This window comes from Streptomyces sp. AF1A, from assembly GCF_047340315.1.
Taxonomy (GTDB): domain Bacteria; phylum Actinomycetota; class Actinomycetes; order Streptomycetales; family Streptomycetaceae; genus Streptomyces.
On record NZ_JBLEBI010000123.1, the window covers coordinates 1 to 20908 of the forward strand.

At 70.6% G+C, this 20908-nt stretch carries 24 protein-coding genes and 5 tRNA genes; 20 read left to right on the forward strand and 9 right to left on the reverse strand.

The annotated features are described in order from the left end of the window. Positions 1 to 2175: nitrate- and nitrite sensing domain-containing protein (locus ACLU3S_RS26090; protein ID WP_413954394.1), on the reverse strand; the 2175-nt coding region annotated here is incomplete at its 3' end. A 584-nt stretch (positions 2176 to 2759) separates the two neighbouring features. Here ACLU3S_RS26090 and ACLU3S_RS26095 point away from each other — a divergent pair. From ACLU3S_RS26095 to gltX, 3 genes are all read left to right on the forward strand, one after another. Beyond that, on the forward strand, positions 2760 to 2954 hold the full coding sequence (locus tag ACLU3S_RS26095) for a hypothetical protein (RefSeq protein WP_413954395.1): 195 nt from the start codon (positions 2760 to 2762) through the stop codon (positions 2952 to 2954). Positions 2955 to 3435: 481 nt separating this feature from the next. Next, positions 3436 to 4221, forward strand: coding sequence for a fumarylacetoacetate hydrolase family protein (locus ACLU3S_RS26100; protein WP_413954396.1), 786 nt, complete (start codon positions 3436 to 3438; stop codon positions 4219 to 4221). After that, positions 4214 to 5698, forward strand: a complete 1485-nt coding sequence (gene gltX / locus ACLU3S_RS26105) for a glutamate--tRNA ligase (RefSeq protein WP_413954397.1) — start codon at positions 4214 to 4216, stop codon at positions 5696 to 5698. Before ACLU3S_RS26100 ends, gltX begins: the two co-directional genes overlap by 8 nt. Before the next feature lie 60 nt (positions 5699 to 5758). On the opposite strand, the gene ACLU3S_RS26110 is transcribed toward gltX, so the two are convergent. After that, positions 5759 to 6043, reverse strand: coding sequence for a type II toxin-antitoxin system RelE family toxin (locus tag ACLU3S_RS26110; RefSeq protein ID WP_413954398.1), 285 nt, complete (start codon positions 6041 to 6043; stop codon positions 5759 to 5761). A 41-nt stretch (positions 6044 to 6084) separates the two neighbouring features. Between ACLU3S_RS26110 and ACLU3S_RS26115 the strand changes: the two genes are divergently transcribed. The 6 genes from ACLU3S_RS26115 to ACLU3S_RS26140 all read left to right on the forward strand — a co-directional run bounded on the left by ACLU3S_RS26115 (position 6085) and on the right by ACLU3S_RS26140 (position 7370). After that, positions 6085 to 6819, forward strand: coding sequence for an HAD family hydrolase (locus ACLU3S_RS26115; protein WP_413954399.1), 735 nt, complete (start codon positions 6085 to 6087; stop codon positions 6817 to 6819). A gap of 89 nt (positions 6820 to 6908) precedes the next feature. Beyond that, positions 6909 to 6980: transfer RNA gene (locus ACLU3S_RS26120), tRNA-Gln, on the forward strand. Positions 6981 to 7001: 21 nt separating this feature from the next. After that, positions 7002 to 7074: transfer RNA gene (locus tag ACLU3S_RS26125), tRNA-Glu, on the forward strand. Between the two features lie 29 nt (positions 7075 to 7103). Then, positions 7104 to 7176, forward strand: a tRNA-Glu gene (locus ACLU3S_RS26130). Between the two features lie 21 nt (positions 7177 to 7197). Continuing rightward, positions 7198 to 7269: transfer RNA gene (locus ACLU3S_RS26135), tRNA-Gln, on the forward strand. A 28-nt stretch (positions 7270 to 7297) separates the two neighbouring features. Beyond that, positions 7298 to 7370: transfer RNA gene (locus ACLU3S_RS26140), tRNA-Glu, on the forward strand. A gap of 52 nt (positions 7371 to 7422) precedes the next feature. On the opposite strand, the gene ACLU3S_RS26145 is transcribed toward ACLU3S_RS26140, so the two are convergent. Then, a complete protein-coding gene (locus ACLU3S_RS26145) occupies positions 7423 to 8067 on the reverse strand; it encodes a MerR family transcriptional regulator (RefSeq protein ID WP_413954400.1) in 645 nt (214 codons plus the stop codon). A gap of 83 nt (positions 8068 to 8150) precedes the next feature. Between ACLU3S_RS26145 and ACLU3S_RS26150 the strand changes: the two genes are divergently transcribed. Beyond that, positions 8151 to 8660 (forward strand): DUF4188 domain-containing protein, encoded by a 510-nt coding sequence (locus tag ACLU3S_RS26150; protein WP_413954401.1) that lies wholly within the window; start codon positions 8151 to 8153, stop codon positions 8658 to 8660. An 80-nt stretch (positions 8661 to 8740) separates the two neighbouring features. Here the strand turns inward: ACLU3S_RS26150 and ndgR are convergent, their stop codons facing one another. Continuing rightward, positions 8741 to 9457 carry an IclR family transcriptional regulator NdgR gene (ndgR, locus tag ACLU3S_RS26155; protein WP_413954402.1) on the reverse strand — a complete coding sequence of 239 codons (717 nt, stop codon included), beginning with the start codon at positions 9455 to 9457 and terminating at the stop codon, positions 8741 to 8743. A gap of 208 nt (positions 9458 to 9665) precedes the next feature. Between ndgR and leuC the strand changes: the two genes are divergently transcribed. The 4 genes from leuC (at position 9666) to ACLU3S_RS26175 (ending at position 12974) form a co-directional block, all read left to right on the forward strand. Next, positions 9666 to 11090 (forward strand): 3-isopropylmalate dehydratase large subunit, encoded by a 1425-nt coding sequence (leuC, locus tag ACLU3S_RS26160; protein ID WP_413954403.1) that lies wholly within the window; start codon positions 9666 to 9668, stop codon positions 11088 to 11090. Positions 11091 to 11095: 5 nt separating this feature from the next. Next, positions 11096 to 11689, forward strand: a complete 594-nt coding sequence (leuD, locus tag ACLU3S_RS26165; RefSeq protein WP_413954404.1) for a 3-isopropylmalate dehydratase small subunit — start codon at positions 11096 to 11098, stop codon at positions 11687 to 11689. Between the two features lie 264 nt (positions 11690 to 11953). Next, positions 11954 to 12184, forward strand: a complete 231-nt coding sequence (locus ACLU3S_RS26170) for a hypothetical protein (RefSeq protein WP_413954405.1) — start codon at positions 11954 to 11956, stop codon at positions 12182 to 12184. 136 nt (positions 12185 to 12320) lie between these two features. Further along, entirely contained in the window at positions 12321 to 12974 is a 654-nt protein-coding gene (locus ACLU3S_RS26175; RefSeq protein ID WP_413954406.1) for an HU family DNA-binding protein, read from the forward strand. A gap of 71 nt (positions 12975 to 13045) precedes the next feature. On the opposite strand, the gene ACLU3S_RS26180 is transcribed toward ACLU3S_RS26175, so the two are convergent. Together ACLU3S_RS26180 and cofC are read right to left on the reverse strand one after the other, a co-directional pair. After that, entirely contained in the window at positions 13046 to 13249 is a 204-nt protein-coding gene (locus ACLU3S_RS26180) for a hypothetical protein (RefSeq protein WP_413954407.1), read from the reverse strand. A gap of 141 nt (positions 13250 to 13390) precedes the next feature. After that, complete coding sequence (gene cofC, locus ACLU3S_RS26185) at positions 13391 to 14029, reverse strand: 2-phospho-L-lactate guanylyltransferase (RefSeq protein ID WP_413954408.1); 639 nt, start codon at positions 14027 to 14029, stop codon at positions 13391 to 13393. Positions 14030 to 14184: 155 nt separating this feature from the next. On the opposite strand from cofC, the gene ACLU3S_RS26190 reads away from it, so the two are divergent. From ACLU3S_RS26190 to ACLU3S_RS26200, 3 genes are read left to right on the forward strand one after another with little or no spacing between them, the layout of a single operon-like run. Beyond that, a complete protein-coding gene (locus ACLU3S_RS26190; protein WP_413954409.1) occupies positions 14185 to 14955 on the forward strand; it encodes a lysophospholipid acyltransferase family protein in 771 nt (256 codons plus the stop codon). Next, a complete protein-coding gene (locus ACLU3S_RS26195) occupies positions 14952 to 15962 on the forward strand; it encodes an NAD(P)H-dependent glycerol-3-phosphate dehydrogenase (RefSeq protein WP_413954410.1) in 1011 nt (336 codons plus the stop codon). The genes ACLU3S_RS26190 and ACLU3S_RS26195 overlap by 4 nt, the downstream gene beginning before the upstream one ends. A gap of 59 nt (positions 15963 to 16021) precedes the next feature. Next, complete coding sequence (locus ACLU3S_RS26200; protein ID WP_413954411.1) at positions 16022 to 17179, forward strand: D-alanine--D-alanine ligase family protein; 1158 nt, start codon at positions 16022 to 16024, stop codon at positions 17177 to 17179. 3 nt (positions 17180 to 17182) lie between these two features. Here the strand turns inward: ACLU3S_RS26200 and ACLU3S_RS26205 are convergent, their stop codons facing one another. Both ACLU3S_RS26205 and ACLU3S_RS26210 read right to left on the reverse strand, forming a co-directional pair. After that, a complete protein-coding gene (locus ACLU3S_RS26205; protein ID WP_413954412.1) occupies positions 17183 to 17707 on the reverse strand; it encodes a DUF3515 domain-containing protein in 525 nt (174 codons plus the stop codon). Between the two features lie 20 nt (positions 17708 to 17727). After that, on the reverse strand, positions 17728 to 17961 hold the full coding sequence (locus ACLU3S_RS26210) for an Lrp/AsnC family transcriptional regulator (protein WP_053137604.1): 234 nt from the start codon (positions 17959 to 17961) through the stop codon (positions 17728 to 17730). A 246-nt stretch (positions 17962 to 18207) separates the two neighbouring features. Here ACLU3S_RS26210 and ACLU3S_RS26215 point away from each other — a divergent pair, with 246 nt between their 5' ends. Together ACLU3S_RS26215 and thiD are read left to right on the forward strand one after the other, a co-directional pair. Beyond that, entirely contained in the window at positions 18208 to 19173 is a 966-nt protein-coding gene (locus tag ACLU3S_RS26215; protein WP_413954413.1) for a thiamine-phosphate kinase, read from the forward strand. Continuing rightward, positions 19170 to 19961, forward strand: coding sequence for a bifunctional hydroxymethylpyrimidine kinase/phosphomethylpyrimidine kinase (thiD, locus tag ACLU3S_RS26220; protein ID WP_413954414.1), 792 nt, complete (start codon positions 19170 to 19172; stop codon positions 19959 to 19961). The genes ACLU3S_RS26215 and thiD overlap by 4 nt, the downstream gene beginning before the upstream one ends. A 134-nt stretch (positions 19962 to 20095) precedes the next feature. Here the strand turns inward: thiD and rpmB are convergent, their stop codons facing one another. Further along, entirely contained in the window at positions 20096 to 20281 is a 186-nt protein-coding gene (rpmB, locus tag ACLU3S_RS26225) for a 50S ribosomal protein L28 (RefSeq protein ID WP_003993230.1), read from the reverse strand. 257 nt (positions 20282 to 20538) lie between these two features. Between rpmB and ACLU3S_RS26230 the strand changes: the two genes are divergently transcribed. Further along, the coding region (locus ACLU3S_RS26230) for a DAK2 domain-containing protein (protein WP_413954415.1) at positions 20539 to 20908 on the forward strand (370 nt) is incomplete at its 3' end.

Below are 20908 nucleotides of genomic sequence, written 5' to 3' on the forward strand. Positions count from 1 at the left end.
GGCGGGCTTCTTGCCGCCCTGGGCGACGTCCACGGGCAGCATGACCAGCGCGGTCGTACCACCGGAGTCGGACGGGCGCAGCTGGATGCGGATGCCGTGCCGCTGCGACAGACGACCGACCACGAAGAGGCCCATGCGGCGGGAGACGGAGACGTCCACGGTGGGCGGCGAGGCCAGCCGCTCGTTGATCGCGGCGAGGTCCTCGGGGGACAGGCCGATACCGGTGTCGTGGATCTCGATCAGCACGCGGCCGTCGGGCAGCGCGTGACCGGTGACCTTGACCTTGGTCTGGGGCGAGGAGAACGAGGTGGCGTTCTCCAGCAGCTCGGCGAGCAGGTGCACGAGGTCGTTGACCACGCGGCCGGCCACTTCGGTGGTCGGCACCGCGGCCAGCTCGATGCGCTCGTACTGCTCCACCTCGGACGCGGCGGCGCGGAGCACGTCGACCAGCGGGACCGGGCGGGTCCAGCGGCGCCCCGGCTCCTCACCGGCGAGGACCAGGAGGTTCTCACCGTTACGGCGCATGCGCGTCGCGAGGTGGTCGAGCTTGAACAGCGAGGACAGCTGGTCGGGGTCGGCCTCGCGGGACTCCAGTTCGGAGATCAGCGACAGCTGGCGCTGGATCAGGCCCTGGGAGCGGCGCGAGAGGTTGGTGAACATCGCGTTGACGTTGCCCCGCAGCAGGGCCTGCTCGGCGGCGAGCCGGACCGCCTCGCGGTGCACCTCGTCGAAGGCCGCGGCCACCTGGCCGATCTCGTCCCGTGAGTGCACACCGACGGACTCCACGGACGTGTCGACGTCCTGCGGGTCGGACTCGGAGAGCTGCTTGACCAGCTCGGGCAGGCGGTCCTGGGCGACCTTGGTGGCGGTGTCCTGCAGCCGGCGCAGCGAGCGGATCATGGAGCGGGCCACGACGAACGCGCCGACCAGCGAGACGCAGAGCACGATCAGGATCAGCACACCGGAGATGATGGCGTCGCGCTGGGTGGCGCTCTTCAGCTCGCGCGCCTTCTGCTCCATGTCCTCGAGCAGCGTGTGCTCGATCTTCTTCATCTGCTCGATCTTGGCCGAGCTGTCGTCCACCCAGTCGCGGTAGGAGCGGGGCGGCAGGTCCGACAGGCCGCCCGGCGCGAAGGCGCGCTTGGCGTAGGTGTCCGCGGCCTCGATCGTCGGGTTGCCCTCGTCGATCGGCTTGAGGAGCTCGTCGGCGTTGCCCTGGCTGCTGTAGATCTTGCGGAAGATCGCAAGCTCGGAGATCTCGTCGTCGTACGCCGACTGGCCGTAGAGGCGGTCGTTGGCGGAGAGGTTGCCCTTGGAGCTGTTGCTCGCGGGCAGTGCGGCGGCGATCGTGGCCCGCTGCACGGAGGCGTACTCCTTGGCGGTGGAGAAGGCCGCCAGGGCGCGGGTGCGGGAGATCATCTCCGGGTTGCTGGACGCCTCGGCCATGTCCTGCGACAGGTCGACCAGCTGGGTGATGAGCCGGTGGTAGGACTCGATCGTCTGGGTCGAGTTGCCATGGGACTGGTAGGCGGTCTGGCGGATCTTGGCCAGGTCGTCCAGCTGGTGGGCGAGGCCGACCAGCGCGTCGCGCACGCCCTGCAGCTGGCCGTTCTTGCTGACCGCGTCGATCTGCTCGGAGGCGTCGAGGAAGTTCGTGCGTGCCCGGTCGGTCTTCTGCTCGTAGCCCTTGACCGTGTAGTCGCTGACGCTCAGGCCGTGCGACAGCGGGCCGGCGGACTGGTCGCGCTCCTCCTGGAGCGCGGCGGCCAGCTCGGTCGCCTGCTTGGTCATGTCCGTCAGCAGCTTCATGTTGTCGAGCTGCTGGATGTCGTTCATGTTCTCGTTGATGCGCAGCGCACCCAGCGAGGTCGCCGCGACCACGGGCAGCGCGAGCAGCGACACCAGGCGCGTGGAGATGCGCCAGTTGCGCAGGGCCATGCGCGAACCGGTACCGGTGCTGCCCTGCACCGGCCTCACCGCAGGCGCGGCGCTCGCGGTGCCCGCGGAACCCGCGGCGACCGACGAGCCGGACGCACCGGTGCGCCCGGCGCGGTCACCGCCGTCTCCGGACGGGGCCGGGCCCTGGGCGTGCTGGGGCGAGGAACCGCGGTCGGTCCCGCCGTGCGGCTCCGGCTCCGCCGAAGCGCTGCCATCCCTCTTGAAACGTCCCTGCACTAGCGTCGCAACCTCTGGACCAGGCGCCCCTCCGCGCGAACGGAGGAACACGGTGTCGGCGTTGTAGGGAGCGTCCTGAATACGCCCCCCAGGTGGTCGTGAGTGACCGGCGCAGGTTCCCCCCTATCTCGCCGCCACTCGGCGCTGCGTTGCGCCCCCTGCGCGCCGGCTCGATCCTGCGGCGGTCCGTGGAATTCCAGCACAGTGCCGGATCTCCAACAAGGGCCGTGCCCCGAGCTGTGACCTAAGTGACGTTCGGCGACCGCCGGATCACGGAACGTGCACACCGATCCCGTCCATAATGGACGTATCTCTGCGAGTTGCCGGTCGGCGCCACCTGTCCCAGTCGCCATGATCAGGAGCGGAATGGTGGCTTCAGTGGTCCAATGTCCGTTTCGCAGGCGCGGGTTGCCGGCCGGGATTGACCGGTTTGTGCTCGGGGTGGTGAGCAAACTCACATGAACATCCAGGCTGGTTGGCGAGTTCGGCCGGGAATTGGATGTTTAGCCTGGCGTTTTACATGAGTGACGCTTCTGTAACCCAGCCGGCACAGGACGACACAGGACCAGAGGACACGTACAACCGTGAAGACGACGATGATGTTCCGCACCATAGCCAACCCGCGCCGCACGACCCTGGCGCACCTGGAGGACGCCGGCGAACTGCAGACGCCCGCGCTGCCGGAGCAGTCCGTCGAGCTCCCCACCCAGACGGCCAACCCCAGGCGCACCGTCCTCGAGGAGGTCCCGGAAGGCGTGGCGGTCGCGGCCGGCGAGTGACCGGCGGGCGGACGCGGAACCCCGAGCGCGGCCCGGAAGACCACGCACCAGCGACGGTCTTCCGGGCCGCGCTCACCTTTTCGGCGGTTTGGAGCGCACCTTTTTCCGCGCATTGCCGAGAGCGCCTTTCCGGAGCACGGCCGGCGGGCTCGGACCGAAGTTCCCGGGGGCCGGACGAGTCGTCCCGCCGCGGGGCGCGGGGAGAGAGCCGGGCCGGAGCCGGGGGCCGGACGGCCCGGCCGTTCCGGCCCGCTCCCTGCGGCGTCCGGGTCCCTCGACGGCGGGACGCGCGGCGGCGGGGGCCGGCGGAGCGGACCCCGGCCGGCCGCACCCGGAAAATCCGGGAAAGGAATTCCCGGCAAGCGTTTCCCGTGCCGGAAAAACGCCCGGCCTCCGGCCGTACCGGCCGAACACCGGGCCGCCCGACCGGTTAACCTGGGGCGTCAGTACGCCGGTTCTAGTTGAGGGGCGCAAGGATCCCGTGCGCATCGCCAGGTTCTCCATCGACGGGAACGTCGCCTTCGGCGCGGTCGAGGGCGACAAGCAGGACGAACTCGTCCTCGACATCATCAAGGGCATCCCCTTCGCGGACCACGAGCTGTCCGGGACGAAGGTGCCGCTCGGCAAGGTCAGGCTGCTGCCGCCGGTGCTCCCCAACAAGGTCGTGGCGTTCGGCCGGAACTACGCCGAGCACGCGCGTGAGCTGGGCAACGAGGTGCCCGAGGCCCCGTTCGCCTTCTTCAAGCCCTCCACCTCGGTGATCGGCCCCGGCGACGAGATCCAGTACCCGCCGTTCTCCGAGGAGCTGCACCACGAGGCCGAGCTGGCCGTCGTCATCGGCCGCCTGTGCCGCGAGGTCCCGCGCGAGCGCGTCAAGGACGTGATCTTCGGCTACACCTGCGCCAACGACGTCACCGCCCGCGACGTGCAGCGGCGCGAGAAGCAGTGGGCGCGCGCCAAGGGCTTCGACAGCTCCTGCCCGCTCGGCCCCTGGGTGGAGACGGACCTGGACCTGGAGCGCGCGAACGACCTGACCGTCCAGCTCACCGTCAACGGCGAACAGCGCCAGCTGGGCCGCACGAGCGAGATGATCCACCCCATCGAGGACCTGGTCGTGAACATCTCCGAGGCCATGACCCTGCTCCCCGGCGACGTCATCCTCACCGGCACCCCCGCGGGGGTCGGCCCCCTCAGCGTCGGCGACGAGGTCGCCGTCACCATCGAAGGCATCGGCACTCTCACCAACAAGGTTGTCAAGCGTGGCTAGCGCATCCGGCTCACCCGTACGCGTCCGTTTCTGCCCCTCGCCCACCGGTAACCCCCACGTGGGCCTGGTCCGCACCGCCCTGTTCAACTGGGCGTTCGCCCGGCACCACCAGGGCACCCTGGTCTTCCGCATCGAGGACACCGACGCGGCCCGCGACTCCGAGGAGTCCTACAACCAGCTGCTCGACGCGATGCGCTGGCTCGGCTTCGACTGGGACGAGGGCCCCGAGGTCGGCGGCCCGCACGCGCCGTACCGCCAGTCGCAGCGCATGGACATCTACGCCGACGTCGCACGGAAGCTGCTGGACAGCGGCCACGCCTACCACTGCTACTGCTCCCAGGAGGAGCTGGACAGCCGCCGGGAGGCCGCCCGCGCCGCCGGCCGGCCCTCCGGCTACGACGGCCACTGCCGCGACCTGAGCGCCGAGCAGGTCGAGGAGTACAGGGCCCAGGGCCGCACGCCGATCGTCCGCTTCCGCATGCCGGACGAGACGATCACCTTCACCGACCTGGTCCGCGGCGAGCTGACCTTCACCCCGGAGAACGTGCCGGACTACGGCATCGTCCGCGCGAACGGCGCCCCGCTGTACACGCTGGTGAACCCGGTCGACGACGCGCTGATGGAGATCACCCACGTCCTGCGCGGCGAGGACCTGCTCTCCTCCACCCCGCGCCAGATCGCGCTGTACAAGGCGCTGATCGAGCTGGGCATCGCGAAGCGGATCCCGCACTTCGGCCACCTCCCCTACGTCATGGGCGAGGGCAACAAGAAGCTCTCCAAGCGCGACCCGAAGTCGTCCCTCAACCTCTATCGCGAGCAGGGCTTCCTGCCCGAGGGCCTGCTCAACTACCTGTCCCTGCTGGGCTGGTCGCTCTCGGCGGACCAGGACGTCTTCACGATCGACGAGATGATCGCGGCCTTCGACATCTCCGACGTGAACCCCAACCCGGCGCGCTTCGACCTGAAGAAGTGCGAGGCGATCAACGCCGACCACATCCGCATGCTGGACGTGAAGGAGTTCACCGAGCGCTGCCGGCCGTGGCTGAAGGCCCCGTTCGCCCCCTGGGCGCCGGAGGCCTTCGACGAGGCCAAGTGGGAGGCGATCGCTCCGCACGCCCAGACCCGCGTGAAGGTCCTCTCCGAGATCACCGACAACGTCGACTTCCTGTTCCTGCCGGAGCCGGTCTTCGACGAGGCGAGCTGGGCCAAGGCGATGAAGGAGGGCTCGGACGCCCTGCTCCGCACCGCCCGCGAGAAGCTGGAGTCGGCCGACTGGACCTCCGCCGAGTCCCTCAAGGAGGCCGTCCTGGCCGCCGGCGAGGCCCACGGCCTCAAGCTCGGCAAGGCCCAGGCCCCGGTCCGCGTCGCCGTCACCGGCCGCACCGTCGGCCTGCCCCTCTTCGAGTCCCTCCAGGTCCTGGGCAAGGAGAAGACACTGGCCCGCATCGACGCGGCGCTGGCGAGGCTGAGCGCGTAGCCGGCACATAGGTCAGGGGCGGCATCCGGAGGCCTCCGGATGCCGCCCCTGACGCGTTGTTCACTGCGCGTCGGCTTCGTCGATCAAGTATTGGCTTTCGTCAAAGATCCAGACCACGACGACGACCATGATCGCGCCGGCCACCACGTACTCCAGCATCACGCCGGGAGCCACATAGGCCTTGCGCAGATTGTCGTCCGGTCCCAGCGGCGCGGTCGAGGTCTTCCGGAACGGGTCACGAGCGAGTATGCGCACGGCCGTGTCCAGCTGGGCCCGGCGCTCAGCAGGCAGAGCGTCGTACGTCTCACGGGCTTTGACAGTGAACTCGACGCGGTACTCGCTCATGGCCACCAGTGTGCCAGCCGTTCGGCGGTACCGTCGGTGTCATGACGATCAGAGCCGTGGTCTGGGACGTGGACGACACCCTCTTCGACTACACGACCGCGGACCGGCGGGGCATGCGGGCACACCTGGTGGCCGAGGGGCTGCTCGCCGGGTACGGCAGCGCGGAGGAGGCCCTGGTCCGCTGGCGGAGGATCACCGACGAGCAGTGGGCGCGGTACGCGGCGGGGGAGTGCTCCTTCCAGGACCAGCGGCGCGACCGCGTGCGGGTCTTCCTCGGAGCGCCCGCGCTGACCGACGCCGAGGCCGACGCCTGGTTCGACCGGTACGTCGGGCACTACCAGGCCGCCTGGAGCCTCTTCCCGGACGTGCTGCCCGCCCTCGACTCCCTCGCCGCCGGCTACCGCCACGCGGTGCTGTCGAACTCCAGCATCGCCGTCCAGGAGCACAAGCTGCGCGCCCTCGGCCTGCTGGACCGCTTCGAGGCCGTGCTGTGCGCCGCCGAGCTGGGCGTCTCCAAGCCGGAGCCCGCCGCCTTCCTGGCCGCCTGCGACACGCTGGGCCTGCCGCCCCGCCAGGTGGCCTACGTCGGAGACCACCCGGAGATCGACGGGCGGGGCGCCGCCGAGGCCGGGCTGCTGTCCGTGTGGATCGACCGCGGTACGGCGTATACGCAGGCTGCCGGGGAGATGCCGGCGCACCGGATCTCCACCCTCGCCGAACTCCCCGCGGTCGTCGGCGCGGATACCCGTTTTGGAGCCCCGTCCACCTTCGGGTAATGTTCTTCCTGCGCCGAGGGGAGCGGGCCGGAAGGCCGGGCCTCGAGGAGCAGACTAGGACGAGACCCCGGCAGGGGCTTGAGTTCCAGTGGCCTATGGTGTAATTGGCAGCACGACTGATTCTGGTTCAGTTAGTCTTGGTTCGAGTCCAGGTAGGCCAGCTCGCAGAGCTCATCTGCAAAGCCCCCGTTGTGTAGCGGCCTAGCACGCTGCCCTCTCAAGGCAGTAGCGCCGGTTCGAATCCGGTCGGGGGTACTGGTCCCGATCATGTCGGGATCACAAGGGCCCCCGTTGTGTAGCGGCCTAGCACGCCGCCCTCTCAAGGCGGTAGCGCCGGTTCGAATCCGGTCGGGGGTACTGACTGGTCTAAACCATCATTGGTCTATGGTGTAATTGGCAGCACGACTGATTCTGGTTCAGTTAGTCTTGGTTCGAGTCCAGGTAGACCAGCTCGGACCTGCGGAAACGCAGTGTCCATGCCCCCGTTGTGTAGCGGCCTAGCACGCCGCCCTCTCAAGGCGGTAGCGCCGGTTCGAATCCGGTCGGGGGTACACAGAGGGGAAGGCCCTCCGCCGAGGCGGGGGGCCTTCGTCGTGCCGGGCGCTACTCGAAACCGAAGCGGCGCGCCGACTCCTCCTCCTGGGCCAGCCGGCGCAGGGCGTGCAGCATCGGCCCCGTCAGCACCGTGCCGAGCACCGCCGTCTCCGCCTTCTCCGCCTCCGAGGGCTGCGCCTCCACCAGGTCCAGGTCCAGTTTGGCCACCTCGTGCATCAACCTGGCGTACGACAGCAGCAGTTCGGACCCCCAGTCGTAGCCGAGCCGGCGGAACGTGGCCACCGCCACGACCAGGGCGCGGTACGCGGGCGAGAGCGTCGTCAGCAGCTTCGCGTTCGACCAGCCCAGCCGGTCCAGCAGCTCGTCCGCCTCGCGGTGCGCCGCCTGCACGAACACGTCGTCCTCGTCCGGCTCCGGCACCTGCGGCAGCGCCCACAGGGCCGCGCCCAGCCGGATCGTGCGGCCGAGCGCGGGGTCGTCGACGTTGCGCAGCACCTCCCGGACCGTGGCCACCGGGACCCCGCCGACCTGGATCATCGCACGCACCAGTCGCAGCCGGCGCAGGTGCCCGTCGTCGTACTCCGCCGTCGTGGGATTGATCTGGCGGCCCGGCGGCAACAGGCCCTCGCGAAGGTAGTACTTGATCGTCGCGGTGGACACACCGCTGCGTCTGCTCAATTCGGCGAGCCGCATGTCTTGCGCCCCTTCTTGGATAACGGCACTATCCAATCATGCGCTCTTGGATAGCGCCGCTCACCAATGAGGGGGGAGTCGTCATGGTGTCACGTACGACCGCCGACGCGCAGGGCGAGGTCGTCGTCCTGCTGATCGGCATGCGCATCAACCGCTTCTGGGCCGTGCACCTGTGGCTGCCGGTGCTGCTCGCGATGGTCCGCATGCTGCGGGAACTGGAGAAGGACCCCGCGCGGGGCCTGCGCGGCCGGGTGCTGCTGACGGCGTCGCCGCGCACGTACTACGTCGTCCAGTACTGGGAGTCCAAGGAGAAGCTGTACGCCTACGCGACCGCGCCCGACGCCTTCCACCACAAGGCCTGGGCGCAGCTCAACCGCAAGGAGCGGACCGGGAAGCTGCGCGGGCAGGTCGGGATCTGGCACGAGACGTACGTCGTGCCGGAGGGGTCGTACGAGGCGATCTACGGCGACATGCCGGCGTTCGGCCTGGCGGCCGCGCACGGGCAGATCCCTCTGGAGAAGCGGGGGCGCTACGCCAAGGACCGGTTCGCCCATCGGTCCGGGCAGGCCCCGGTGGCCGAGAAGACCGCCTGAACCGGGGACGGGGGGAACCGGGGAGCGAGGAGGGCCTGCCGCGGCGTTGAGGCAGGACCTCCTCGGCGTTCCGGCGAGGGTCAGCTCGAGCGGCGCAGGGCCTCCGAGAGGCGGCCGGCGGCGTCGATGACCGCCTGGGCGTGCATGCGGCCCGGGTGGCGGGTCAGGCGCTCGATCGGGCCGGAGACGGAGACGGCGGCCACCACGCGGTTGGAGGGGCCGCGCACGGGCGCCGAGACCGACGCGACGCCCGGCTCGCGCTCGCCTATCGACTGCGCCCAGCCGCGCCGCCGTACGCCCGACAGGGCCGTCGCCGTGAAGCGGGCGCCCTGCAGGCCTCGGTGCAGGCGCTCGGGCTCCTCCCAGGCGAGCAGGATCTGCGCCGAGGAGCCGGCCTTCATCGTCAGCGTGGAGCCGACCGGGACCGTGTCCCGCAGACCGGACAGGCGCTCCGCCGCGGCCACACAGATCCGCATGTCACCCTGGCGACGGTAGAGCTGGGCGCTCTCGCCGGTGACATCGCGGAGGTGGGTGAGCACGGGGCCCGCCGTCGCGAGCAGGCGGTCCTCGCCGGCGGCCGCCGCCAGTTCGGCGAGGCGCGGTCCGAGGATGAACCGGCCCTGCATGTCGCGTGCCACCATGCGGTGGTGCTCCAGGGCCACGGCCAGGCGGTGGGCCGTGGGTCGTGCCAGTCCGGTCGCGCCGACCAGACCCGCGAGGGTGGCCGGACCGGACTCCAGAGCGCTCAGGACGAGTGCCGCCTTGTCCAGAACGCCGACGCCGCTACTGTTGTCCATGCAACGATACTTGCGTCTCACTCTGTGAAACGCAAGTTCAATTTTCCGTGGAACGCGCCACCCTTGAAACACACGGCGGCCCGCGAACCAGCGGGCCCGGCGGTGGACGCCCGGAACAACGACTTCTGGGGGCCCGTATCCGGGCAGTCGCCGCATCCTCAAGATCTCTAGTTGGGTCGGTGCACGCTTGCCGGCCGGAGGGAAAGCGATGGGTAGGACACTCGCGGAGAAGGTCTGGGACGACCACGTCGTCCGGCGCGCCGAGGGCGAGCCCGACCTCCTCTACATCGATCTGCACCTGCTGCACGAGGTGACCAGCCCGCAGGCCTTCGACGGGCTGCGCAAGAACGGCCGCCGGGTGCGCAGGCTCGACCTCACCATCGCGACCGAGGACCACAACACCCCGACCCTCGACATCGACAAGCCCATCGCCGACCCGGTCTCCCGCGCCCAGCTGGAGACGCTGCGCAAGAACTGCGCCGAGTTCGGCGTGCGCCTGCACCCGCTGGGCGACGTCGAGCAGGGCGTCGTGCACGTGGTCGGCCCGCAGCTGGGTCTGACCCAGCCGGGCACCACCGTCGTCTGCGGCGACTCGCACACCTCCACGCACGGCGCGTTCGGCGCGCTGGCGTTCGGCATCGGCACCTCGCAGGTCGAGCACGTGCTGGCCACCCAGACGCTGCCGCTGGCCCGCCCCAAGACCATGGCGATCACCGTCGAGGGCGAGCTGCCCGAGGGCGTCACCGCCAAGGACCTGATCCTGGCGATCATCGCCAGGATCGGCACCGGCGGCGGCCAGGGCTACATCCTGGAGTACCGCGGCTCCGCCATCGAGAAGCTCTCGATGGAGGCCCGGATGACCATCTGCAACATGTCGATCGAGGCCGGCGCCCGCGCGGGCATGATCGCCCCCGACGAGACGACCTTCGCCTACCTCAAGGGCCGCCCGCACGCCCCCGAGGGTGCCGACTGGGACGCGGCCGTCGCGTACTGGAAGACGCTGCGCACCGACGACGACGCCGAGTTCGACGCCGAGGTCGTGATCAACGCCGACGAGCTGTCGCCGTTCGTCACCTGGGGCACCAACCCCGGCCAGGGCGCGCCGCTTTCGGCCTCCGTCCCCGACCCGGCTTCGTACGAAGACGCTTCGGAGCGCCTCGCCGCCGAAAAGGCCCTGGAGTACATGGGGTTGGAGGCCGGCCAGCCGCTGCGCTCCATCACCGTGGACACCGTCTTCGTAGGCTCCTGCACCAACGGCCGCATCGAGGACCTGCGCGCCGCCGCCGCCGTCCTCAAGGACCGCAAAGTCGCCGACGGCGTACGGATGCTGGTCGTCCCGGGCTCGGCGCGCGTGGGTCTGCAGGCCGTCTCCGAGGGCCTGGACGTGGTCTTCAAGGAGGCCGGCGCCGAATGGCGGCACGCGGGCTGCTCGATGTGCCTCGGCATGAACCCCGACCAGCTGGCACCCGGCGAGCGCTCCGCCTCCACCTCCAACCGCAACTTCGAGGGCCGGCAGGGCAAGGGCGGTCGTACGCATCTGGTGTCGCCGCAGGTCGCGGCGGCCACCGCCGTCCTGGGCCACCTGGCCTCCCCGGCCGACCTGACCGACGACCGCACGCCCGCTGGAGTCTGAGAATCATGGAAGCCTTCACCACCCACACCGGCCGGGCCGTCCCGCTGCGCCGTAGCAACGTCGACACCGACCAGATCATCCCTGCTCACTGGCTCAAGAAGGTGACACGGGACGGCTTCGAGGACGGGCTGTTCGAGGCCTGGCGCAAGGACCCCGAGTTCGTCCTCAACCGCCCCGAGCGACAGGGCGCCACGGTCCTGGTGGCCGGCCCCGACTTCGGCACTGGCTCCTCGCGCGAGCACGCCGTCTGGGCGCTGCAGAACTACGGCTTCAAGGCCGTGATCTCCTCCCGGTTCGCGGACATCTTCCGGGGCAACTCGCTGAAGAACGGCCTGCTCACGGTGGTCCTGGACCAGAAGATCGTGGACGGCCTGTGGGAGCTGACCGAGAAGGACGCGACTGCTGAGGTCACTGTGGACCTTGAGGCCCGTGAGGTGCGGGCCGAGGGCATCACCGCCTCCTTCGAGCTGGACGAGAACTCCCGCTGGCGGCTGCTGAACGGCCTGGACGACATCTCCATCACGCTGCGGAACGAGGCCGACATCGCCGCGTACGAGGCCGGGCGGCCCGCCTACAAGCCGCGGACCCTCCAGGCCTGATCCGAAGCCCCGGCGGGTCGGGTTTCGGCCACGCCAACACCCACGGCTGTACCCCCGATCGCCACGATCGGGGGTACAGCCGTGTCTGCACCCGATCGGAGCTGCGCATCTGCGCTGATGGGGCCAACTTCCCACGTTAAGACGGTGGTTGACTGGGTACGTGAGTGCTGTGATCGCGCCCTCCGCAAGTGCCTGGAAGGCCATTTATGGCGGCAGTTACCCCCAGCGCGGGCGACAACTCGCCCCAGATGGCACAATCTGTGCATGGAACACGACGGCCAACTCCAGCTCTATACGGCGGTCGCGAACCAACTCAAGGAAGCGCACGCAAGGGTGCGCGCACTGCAAGTCCCGGAGGGCGTACGGATGGCGCTGACCCGGAAGCTGCTGGTCATTACGGCCGCGGCCAAGCACGATCTCGCCGGTGCGGCAAGGCGGCTCGAGCGGTTCACGGCAGACCTCGATGAGGGTCGGATCCCCGACGAGGACAGCTGAACCGCCCGAGACAACCGAATCCGTTGCGGCACAAGGGTGATAAGCCCGTTTCGTGTTTGATTTGCGGTATATATCTGCCTAACGTGCGAAAAAGCTTGAACACTTTCGTTCCGGCGATGTCTCCGAAGGGGAAGACGTGAACAAGGCGCAGCTCGTAGAAGCGATTGCCGACAAGTTGGGCGGCCGCCAGCAGGCCGCCGACGCTGTCGATCATGTCCTGGACGCCATCGTCCGCGCGGTCGTCGCGGGCGAGCGGGTCTCGGTCACCGGCTTCGGGTCCTTCGAGAAGGTGGACCGCCCCGCCCGCTACGCCCGCAACCCCCAGACGGGCGAGCGTGTTCGGGTCAAGAAGACGTCCGTGCCGCGCTTCCGCGCCGGTCAGGGGTTCAAGGACCTTGTGAGCGGCTCCAAGAAGCTCCCGCGCGGCGGCGAGGTGGCCGTCAAGAAGGCCCCCAAGGGCAGCCTGTCCGGGCCGCCCCCCACCATCGCCAAGGCCGCGGGCAAGAAGGCCGCCGCCAAGAAGGCGGCGGGTGCGGCGAAGGCGACCGCCAAGAAGACGACGGCCAAGAAGACCACGGCCGCCGCGAAGAAGACCACGGCGAAGAAGGCGGCGGCCAAGAAGACGACGGCGACCGCCAAGACCACCGCCGCGAAGAAGACCACCGCCAAGAAGGCGGCGGCCAAGAAGGCCCCGGCGAAGAAGGTCACGGCCAAGAAGGCCCCGGCCAAGAAGTCGACCGCGCGCAAGACGACCGCGAAGAAGGCCACCGCCCGCAAGGCCACGTCGTAACGACGCCAGGGCACTCACGCGCCGGGCCGGACTCCCCTGGGGAGCCCGGCCCGCGGCGTGTGCAAGGGCGGTCAGAGGGTCTGAAGGGTCACCAGCGTGATCCGGAGGGCGTCGCCCGCGCCCTCGGTCTCGATCCGCACCCGCTGTCCGGGCCGCAGCAGCCTGAGGCCTCCGGCGTCGAACGCGGCGGTGTCGAAGGGGATCGGGGTGCCGTCGTCGAGAAGCACCTGCCCGCTTCGGGTTTCCGGGTCGTACGTGTATGCGGTGGCCTGCATGGCGGCCAGCCTAGTGTCCGCCGGTGCGGGACGTGCCGCGGGGAGACGGCCGGCCACGGGCGGAGGGCGCGCCGGGGCGGGTCGCGCCCAGGCGGCAAAGCCGCACACGGCACCGGCCCGTGCCCGCTGCGGGACCCGCGCTCAGGAGCCCGGGATCAGCAGACCCGCCGAGACGGCCGCCGTGTACGGCCCCACCCCGAGCGCCAGCGCGGCCCGCAGGTCCTGCCCGGTGTCCACGTCCTGCCGTACCGAATCCACGCCGGCCGGCGCGAGTTCCACCGCCCCCGAGACCCGGTGCCGATGACGGGAATCAAAGCCGAATGCGGGCTGCAAATCCCGGCCGGGAGATGCGGCCAGCAATGTCGTGCCGCGCCGCGCCGCATCCGCGAGAAATGCCCGCGGGAATTCAGCCGCCGCGGACAGCACCCGGTCGAGCTCCGGCGGGCGCAGTGCGGGGAGATCGGCGTTGAGGGCCGCGACCGGAGTGTGCGGGCGCTTTTCCCGTACGACGGCCGCGCCGTGCGCCAGAGCGGCGTTCAGGCCGCGGCCCGGGGCGTCGGGGACGATCCGCGCGCCGAGCGCCGCCAGCTCACGGGCGGCCAGCTCGTCGTCCGTGACGACCGCCACATCCGACACCGCCGCTGCCGCCAGCGCGGCGGCCACCGTGTCCTGCGCGAACGCGAGGGCCAGCCCCGGGCGCACCCCCTCGGCGGCCGTGTCCGAGAGCCTGCTCTTGGCGCGCCCCAGGGGCTTCAGGGGGATGACCAACGTCCACTGCACCGGCGTACCGTCCCTTGCTCGTCGCGCTCATTGTCACCCGCGGCATCCGGCGCCGGCGCAGGCGGGGCGTACGGTGTTCTCGACATACCGGCCGCCCCGGGCGACACTTGTGCGGCCCCCGCCGAGGTGGCAGCCCCCTAGAGGAAGGTGTCCTTGTGTCCCGCCGCAGAATCGGCTTCTGGTACCGCTTCGCCGCGGTGATCTGCAAACCGCCGCTGGTGGCTCTGATCAAGCGGGACTGGCGTGGAATGGAGCACATTCCGGCCGACGGCGGATTTATCACCGTGGTGAACCACAATTCCCATGTGGACCCCTTCGCCTACGCGCACTATCAGTACAACACCGGACGGGTTCCGCGATTCCTGGCGAAGAGCGGGCTTTTCAAGAAGGGATTCGTCGGCGCCGCCATGCGCGGCACCGGGCAGATCCCCGTCTACCGGGAGAGCACGGACGCGCTCAGCGCCTTCCGCGCCGCCATCGACGCCGTGGAACGCGGCGAGTGCGTCGCCTTCTACCCCGAGGGGACCCTCACCCGCGACCCGAACGGCTGGCCCATGACCGGCAAGACCGGCGCCGCCCGCGTGGCCCTGCAGACCAAGTGCCCGGTCATCCCGATCGCCCAGTGGGGAGCCAACGAACTGCTCCCGCCGTATGCCAAGAAGCCGAACCTCTTCCCGCGCAAGACCCACCACGTGCTGGCGGGCCCGCCCGTGGACCTCTCGCGCTTCTACGGCAAGGAGATGACCCCGGAGCTGCTGAAGGAGGCGACCGAGGTCATCATGGCCGCCATCACCCGCCTCCTGGAGGAGATCCGCGGCGAGAAGGCGCCCGAGACGCGCTACGACCCGCGCCGCGAGCGGATCGAGCAGCGGCGCCGGACCCAGGCGCAGGTCAGGGACAAACAGGAAGAGGGGCAGACCAAGTGAGCAAGCCCGTCCGGGCGGCCGTCATGGGCACGGGCTCCTGGGGCACCGCCTTCGGCATGGTCCTCGCCGACGCCGGCTGCGAGGTGACCCTCTGGGCCCGCCGCCCGGAGCTGACCGAGGCGGTCAACTCCACGCGGACCAACCCCGACTACCTGCCCGGCGTGGAGCTCCCGGAGAACCTGCGCGCCACCCCGGACGCCGCGCAGGCGCTCCGGGACGCGGACTTCACCGTGCTCGCGGTCCCCTCCCAGACCCTGCGCGCCAACCTCGCCGAGTGGACCCCGCTGCTCGCCCCGGACACCGTGCTCGTCTCCCTGATGAAGGGCGTCGAACTCGGCTCCACCATGCGGATGAGCGAGGTGATCGAGGACGTCGCCAAGGCGGGCGCCGACCGCGTCGCCGTCGTCACCGGGCCCAACCTCGCACGCGAGATCGCCGCCCGCATGCCCGCCGCCGCCGTCGTCGCCTGCGCCGACGAGCGGGTCGCGCAGCGCCTCCAGGCCGCTTGCCACACGCCGTACTTCCGGCCGTACACCAACACCGACGTGGTCGGCTGCGAACTCGGCGGCGCGGTCAAGAACGTCATCGGCCTCGCGGTCGGCATCGCCGACGGCATGGGGCTCGGCGACAACGCCAAGGGCTCGCTCATCACCCGCGGCCTCGCCGAGACCACCCGGCTCGGCATGGCGCTCGGCGCCGACCCGCTGACCTTCTCCGGACTCGCGGGCCTCGGCGACCTGGTGGCCACCTGCTCCTCGCCGCTGTCGCGCAACCACACCTTCGGCACCAACCTGGGCAAGGGCATGACGCTCCAGGAGACCATCGCGGTCACCCGGCAGACCGCCGAGGGCGTCAAGTCCTGCGAGTCGGTGCTGGATCTGGCCCGCCGGCACGGCGTCGACATGCCGATCACCGAGACGGTCGTCGGCATCGTGCACGAGGGCAAGCCGCCGGTGGTCGCTCTCAAGGAGCTGATGTCGCGCAGCGCGAAGCCGGAACGACGCTGAGCGACCCCGGGCGTCCAACGCTGTCTCAGGGCACTGCCGCCAGGTACTCTCAACGCGATATGAGCACCGAGAACCTCCCCCAGGGCCCTGACCAGCCGCCTCGCAAGCCGCGCGTGGCCGTCGTCTTCGGCGGGCGCAGCTCCGAACACGGGATCTCCGTGGTGACGGCGGGCGCCGTCCTCAAGGCCATCGACCGGACGAAGTACGACGTCCTGCCGATCGGCATCACCCGGGACGGCCGTTGGGCCCTGACCGCCGACGAGCCGGAGCGGATGGCCATCACCGACCGCCGCACGCCCAGCGTCGAGGAACTGGCGGAGTCCGCCGAGGGCGGCGTGGTGCTCCCCGTCGACCCCGCCAGCCGTGAGGTCGTCTACAGCGAGCCCGGCTCGGTGCCCAAGGCGCTCGGCGAGGTCGACGTGGTCTTCCCGGTGCTCCACGGCCCCTACGGCGAGGACGGCACGCTGCAGGGCCTGCTGGAGCTGTCCGGAGTGCCGTACGTGGGTGCGGGCGTGCTCGCCTCGGCCGTCGGCCAGGACAAGGAGTACATGAAGCGGGTCTTCGCCTCCTTCGGGCTCAAGGTCGGCCCGTACGAGGTGATCCGCCCCCGCGCGTGGGCGCGGGACGAGTCCGCCGCACGCAAGAGGATCATCGACTTCGCGGGCGAGCACGGCTGGCCGTTGTTCGTGAAACCCGCGCGCGCGGGGTCGTCCATCGGCATCACCAAGGTCGACGACCTGTCCGGCCTGGACGAGGCGATCGCCACCGCGCAGGCCCACGACCCGAAGATCATCATCGAGGCCGCCGTCCGCGGCCGCGAGATCGAGTGCGGCGTCCTGGAGTTCGAGGACGGGCCGCGCGCCTCCGTACCGGCCGAGATCCCGCCGCCGGACGCGCACGCGTACTACGACTTCGAGGCCAAGTACATCGACTCCACGCCCGGCATCGTCCCGGCGCCGCTCACCGACGAGCAGACCGCCGAGGTGCGGCGGCTCGCGGTCGAGGCGTTCGAGGCCGCCTCCTGCGAGGGCCTGGTGCGCGCCGACTTCTTCCTCACCGAGGACGGCGAGTTCGTCATCAACGAGATCAACACCATGCCCGGCTTCACGCCGATCTCGATGTACCCGCAGATGTGGCAGGCCACCGGCGTCGCCTACCCCGAGTTGGTGGACCGGCTGGTGCAGGCGGCGCTGCACCGTTCCACCGGGCTGCGCTGAGCCTCATCCGGTCATGGAGGCGAGCCCCGTCGGGACCGCCTTGCGCACGGCGGCGGCCAGGTCCGACAGGACCTGGGCGCTGTCGTCCGGTCCGGACAGCTTCTTCGGCAGCAGCACCTGCACATAGGCCCGGCGCCCGGCCGTGGTGAACCGCCAGGTCCCGTCGCCCTGCTTCTCCATCAGCCAGTCCACGCCGTCGACCCCGCCGGCGATCGCGTTCGGGTCGTCGCCCTGGGCCACCTTGGGATCGATCATCTTCGGGGGCCGGACGATCCCGCAGCGCAGTATGATCGCCGGGTTTCCCCAGCCCGCCGTGTAGTCGGACCGGGGCCTGGGGTCGGCGCGGCGCTGCCCGTCCACCTTCCCGGGCAGCACCTGGTGCAGATTCCGGCACAGCGGCGCGGTCTTCGCGTCGGGACGGGGAACCGCGACCGTGCCGCTGGTGTCGTCTGCTGTGGAACAGCCCGCGACCGCGATCAGCAGCGCGGGCGCGAGCAGGCCGAGGGGCCGGTGCCGGAAGATGTTCACCGGCCAAGGGTAGACGGGGGCTACAGATGCACGACCGGACAGGTCAGGGTGCGCGTGATGCCGTCCACTTGCTGGACCTTCGCGACCACCATGCGACCCAGGTCGTCGACGGTGTCGGACTGGGCGCGCACGATGACGTCGTACGGTCCCGTCACGTCCTCGGCCTGGATCACTCCAGGGATCTTGCTGATCGTCTCGGCGACGGTCGACGCCTTGCCGACCTCCGTCTGGATCAGGATGTACGCCTGTACCACGGAACCTCCAGGGCGGCCACGAGGATCATGTGGGGAAAAGGAACGCCACGGTATCGCGTCGCCGCTCCCCGCGGGGAGACCTGCGGGGACCGGGCTTGCGCGCCAGGGTGCAGGCACGACGCAGGTTGACGGTCGGCCGGACCGTGTCCACGGTCCGGCGGACCGCGTCGGGGTCACCTCGACGGTATCGGGGACACTGATGACGCGCGAGTGGGCAGGGCAAGGCAGAGAAGGGGAGCAAGGGACATGAAGGGCACTGTTGGTGAGCTCGGGGAGTTCGGGCTCATCAGGGAGCTCACCTCCCGTCTCACCACCACCCCGGCGGTCCGGATCGGCCCCGGCGACGACGCCGCGGTGGTGGCCGCGCCCGACCGCCGGGTGGTGGCGAGCACCGACATCCTGCTGGAGGGCCGGCACTTCCGCCGCGACTGGTCCACGGCCTACGACGTCGGGCGCAAGGCGGCCGCCCAGAACCTCGCGGACATCGCCGCCATGGGCGCCGTGCCCACCGCCCTGCTGCTCGGCCTCGTCGTCCCGGCCGAACTCCCGGTCACCTGGCCCAGCGAGCTGATGGACGGGCTGCGCGACGAGTGCCAGGTCGCGGGCGCCTCCGTGGTCGGCGGGGACGTCGTGCGCGGCGACACGATCACGGTGTCGATCACCGCGCTCGGCGATCTGCGCAACCAGGAGCCCGTCACCCGCGCCGGCGCCCAGCCCGGCGACCTCGTCGCCGTCACGGGCTGGCTGGGCTGGTCCGCGGCCGGCTACGCGGTGCTCTCGCGGGGCTTCCGCTCGCCGCGCGCCTTCGTGGAGGCCCACCGGCGTCCCGAGCCGCCCTACCACGCGGGCCCGGCCGCCGCCGCGCTCGGCGCGACCGCGATGTGCGACGTCAGCGACGGGCTGATCGCCGACCTCGGGCACATCGCCGAGGCCAGCAAGGTGCGCATCGACATCCGCTCCGGCGCCATCGACATCCCCTCGCAGATGAACGACATCGGCCAGGCGGTCGGCGTGGACCCGATCCAGTGGGTGCTGACCGGGGGAGAGGACCACGCGATCGTGGCGACCTTCCCGCCGGACACCAAGCTCCCGGCCCGCTGGAAGGTCATCGGCGAGGTCCTCAACCCCTCCGCGCTGCCCCAGGTGACCGTCGACGGGGCGCCCTGGACCAGCAAGGGCGGCTGGGACCACTTCGGGGACCTGGAGTCATGATCCCGCGCGTGCTGACCGTGGCGGGCTCGGACTCCGGCGGCGGCGCCGGCATCCAGGCCGACCTCAAGACCATGCTCGCGCTGGGCGTGCACGGGATGAGTGTGATCACGGCCGTGACCGCGCAGAACTCGCTCGGCGTGCAGGGCGCCTGGGAGCTGCCCGTGGCAGCCGTGCGGGCCCAGTACCGCAGCGTCGTCGACGACATCGGCGTCCAGGCCGTGAAGACCGGCATGCTGGCCTCGGCGGAACTGGTCGAGGCGGTCGCCGACTTGATCTCCGGCACGGACGCGCCGGCCGTCGTGGACCCGGTGGGCGTCTCCAAGCACGGCGACCCGCTGCTGGCCGCCTCCGCGCTGGACACGGTGCGCGCGAAGCTGCTCCCGGCGGCCACCGTGGCCACCCCGAACCTCGACGAGGTGGCCCAACTGACGGGGGTGCGGGTCGAGTCCGAGGGCGATCTGCGCCGGGCGGCGGACGCCGTGCTGGCGTACGGGCCGCGCTGGGTGCTGGTCAAGGGCGGGCATCTGTCCGGGGACGCGGTCGATCTGCTGACCGACGGCTCTGCGGAGCACTGGCTGCGGGCGCCCCGCCACGACAACCGGCACACGCACGGCACGGGCTGCACGCTGGCCTCGGCGGTCGCGTCGGGGCTGGCGAAGGGCCTGACCGTCCCGGAGGCGGTCAGGGCGGCCAAGGAGTACGTCACCGGGGCGATCGCGGCGGGGTTCGCGCTGGGCGCCGGGATCGGTCCGGTGGACCACGGGTGGCGGTTCAGGCCGCCCAAGTGATCTTGAGGGCGCGGCAGAAACGGGTACGGCAGGAACGGGCGGGCGCGCACGGGCACGGCAAAAAGCCGGCCCACCCTGAGGTGGACCGGCTCAGTGCAGCGAACCAGCAGTGGCCGCGCGCTCAGCTGTTGGCGTCAGCGCGAGACCTTGCCGGCCTTGATGCACGAGGTGCAGGCGTTCACGCGCTTCGGCGTCCCGCCGACCACGGTACGCACACGCTGGATGTTGGGGTTCCAGCGGCGGGACGTACGGCGGTGCGAGTGCGAGATGTTGTTGCCGAAGCCCGGCCCCTTGCCGCAGACGTCGCAGTTGGCAGCCACGGGTCACTCCAAAGACTTCAGATGCACTTACGGTTGATCCCGGCATGCCGGGATCGAGATCGTACGACCTGAGATCTGAGTGGCGCTGCCAGGGGAATGGCCCGATCGGGATCGGGCAACCGGAGCAGCATACAACGGCTGCGCCCGTAGAACGAAACTACCATGGCAGCTCAGTGCCCCGCCCCGGCCCTCTTCCGGTGGACACCGCCTCGGGGTCTACGCTGCGTCCCACGTAGGGCAGGTTCAGGGAGGCGCAGGTGGCGCAGGTGCCGCAGACATTCTTCGATGCTCTCGCGGTGCGCACCTGGTGCGGTCTGGCGCTGCACGCGCTCGGCCGCGCGCGCGAGGAGATCGACGCGATCAACGTCTATCCGGTGGCGGACGGCGACACCGGGACGAACCTCTATCTGACCCTGGAGTCGGCCGCGACCGCCGTGGAGGCCGTGTTCGCCGGGTACGAGACCGGCTCCGCGGAGCCGTCCCTCGGGGACGCGGTGCGGGCGATGGCCCACGGCGCGCTCATCGGGGCCCGGGGCAACTCCGGGACGATCCTGGCGCAGCTGCTGCGCGGCATGGCCCAGGTGCTCGCGGAGGGCGGCGACGCGGCCCCCGGTGACGGCCCGGGGC

Bases quoted from the DNA above. Each gene is read 5' to 3' on its own strand.
- ACLU3S_RS26110 (WP_413954398.1), bottom strand. From the start codon at position 6,043: ATGAGCGAGTACCGCGTCGAGTTCACTGTCAAAGCCCGTGAGACGTAC.
- ACLU3S_RS26115 (WP_413954399.1), top strand. From the start codon at position 6,085: ATGACGATCAGAGCCGTGGTCTGGGACGTGGACGACACCCTCTTCGAC.
- ACLU3S_RS26145 (WP_413954400.1), bottom strand. From the start codon at position 8,067: ATGCGGCTCGCCGAATTGAGCAGACGCAGCGGTGTGTCCACCGCGACG.
- ACLU3S_RS26150 (WP_413954401.1), top strand. From the start codon at position 8,151: ATGGTGTCACGTACGACCGCCGACGCGCAGGGCGAGGTCGTCGTCCTG.
- ndgR (WP_413954402.1), bottom strand. From the start codon at position 9,457: ATGGACAACAGTAGCGGCGTCGGCGTTCTGGACAAGGCGGCACTCGTC.
- leuC (WP_413954403.1), top strand. From the start codon at position 9,666: ATGGGTAGGACACTCGCGGAGAAGGTCTGGGACGACCACGTCGTCCGG.
- leuD (WP_413954404.1), top strand. From the start codon at position 11,096: ATGGAAGCCTTCACCACCCACACCGGCCGGGCCGTCCCGCTGCGCCGT.
- ACLU3S_RS26170 (WP_413954405.1), top strand. From the start codon at position 11,954: ATGGAACACGACGGCCAACTCCAGCTCTATACGGCGGTCGCGAACCAA.
- ACLU3S_RS26180 (WP_413954407.1), bottom strand. From the start codon at position 13,249: ATGCAGGCCACCGCATACACGTACGACCCGGAAACCCGAAGCGGGCAG.
- ACLU3S_RS26200 (WP_413954411.1), top strand. From the start codon at position 16,022: ATGAGCACCGAGAACCTCCCCCAGGGCCCTGACCAGCCGCCTCGCAAG.
- ACLU3S_RS26215 (WP_413954413.1), top strand. From the start codon at position 18,208: ATGAAGGGCACTGTTGGTGAGCTCGGGGAGTTCGGGCTCATCAGGGAG.
- thiD (WP_413954414.1), top strand. From the start codon at position 19,170: ATGATCCCGCGCGTGCTGACCGTGGCGGGCTCGGACTCCGGCGGCGGC.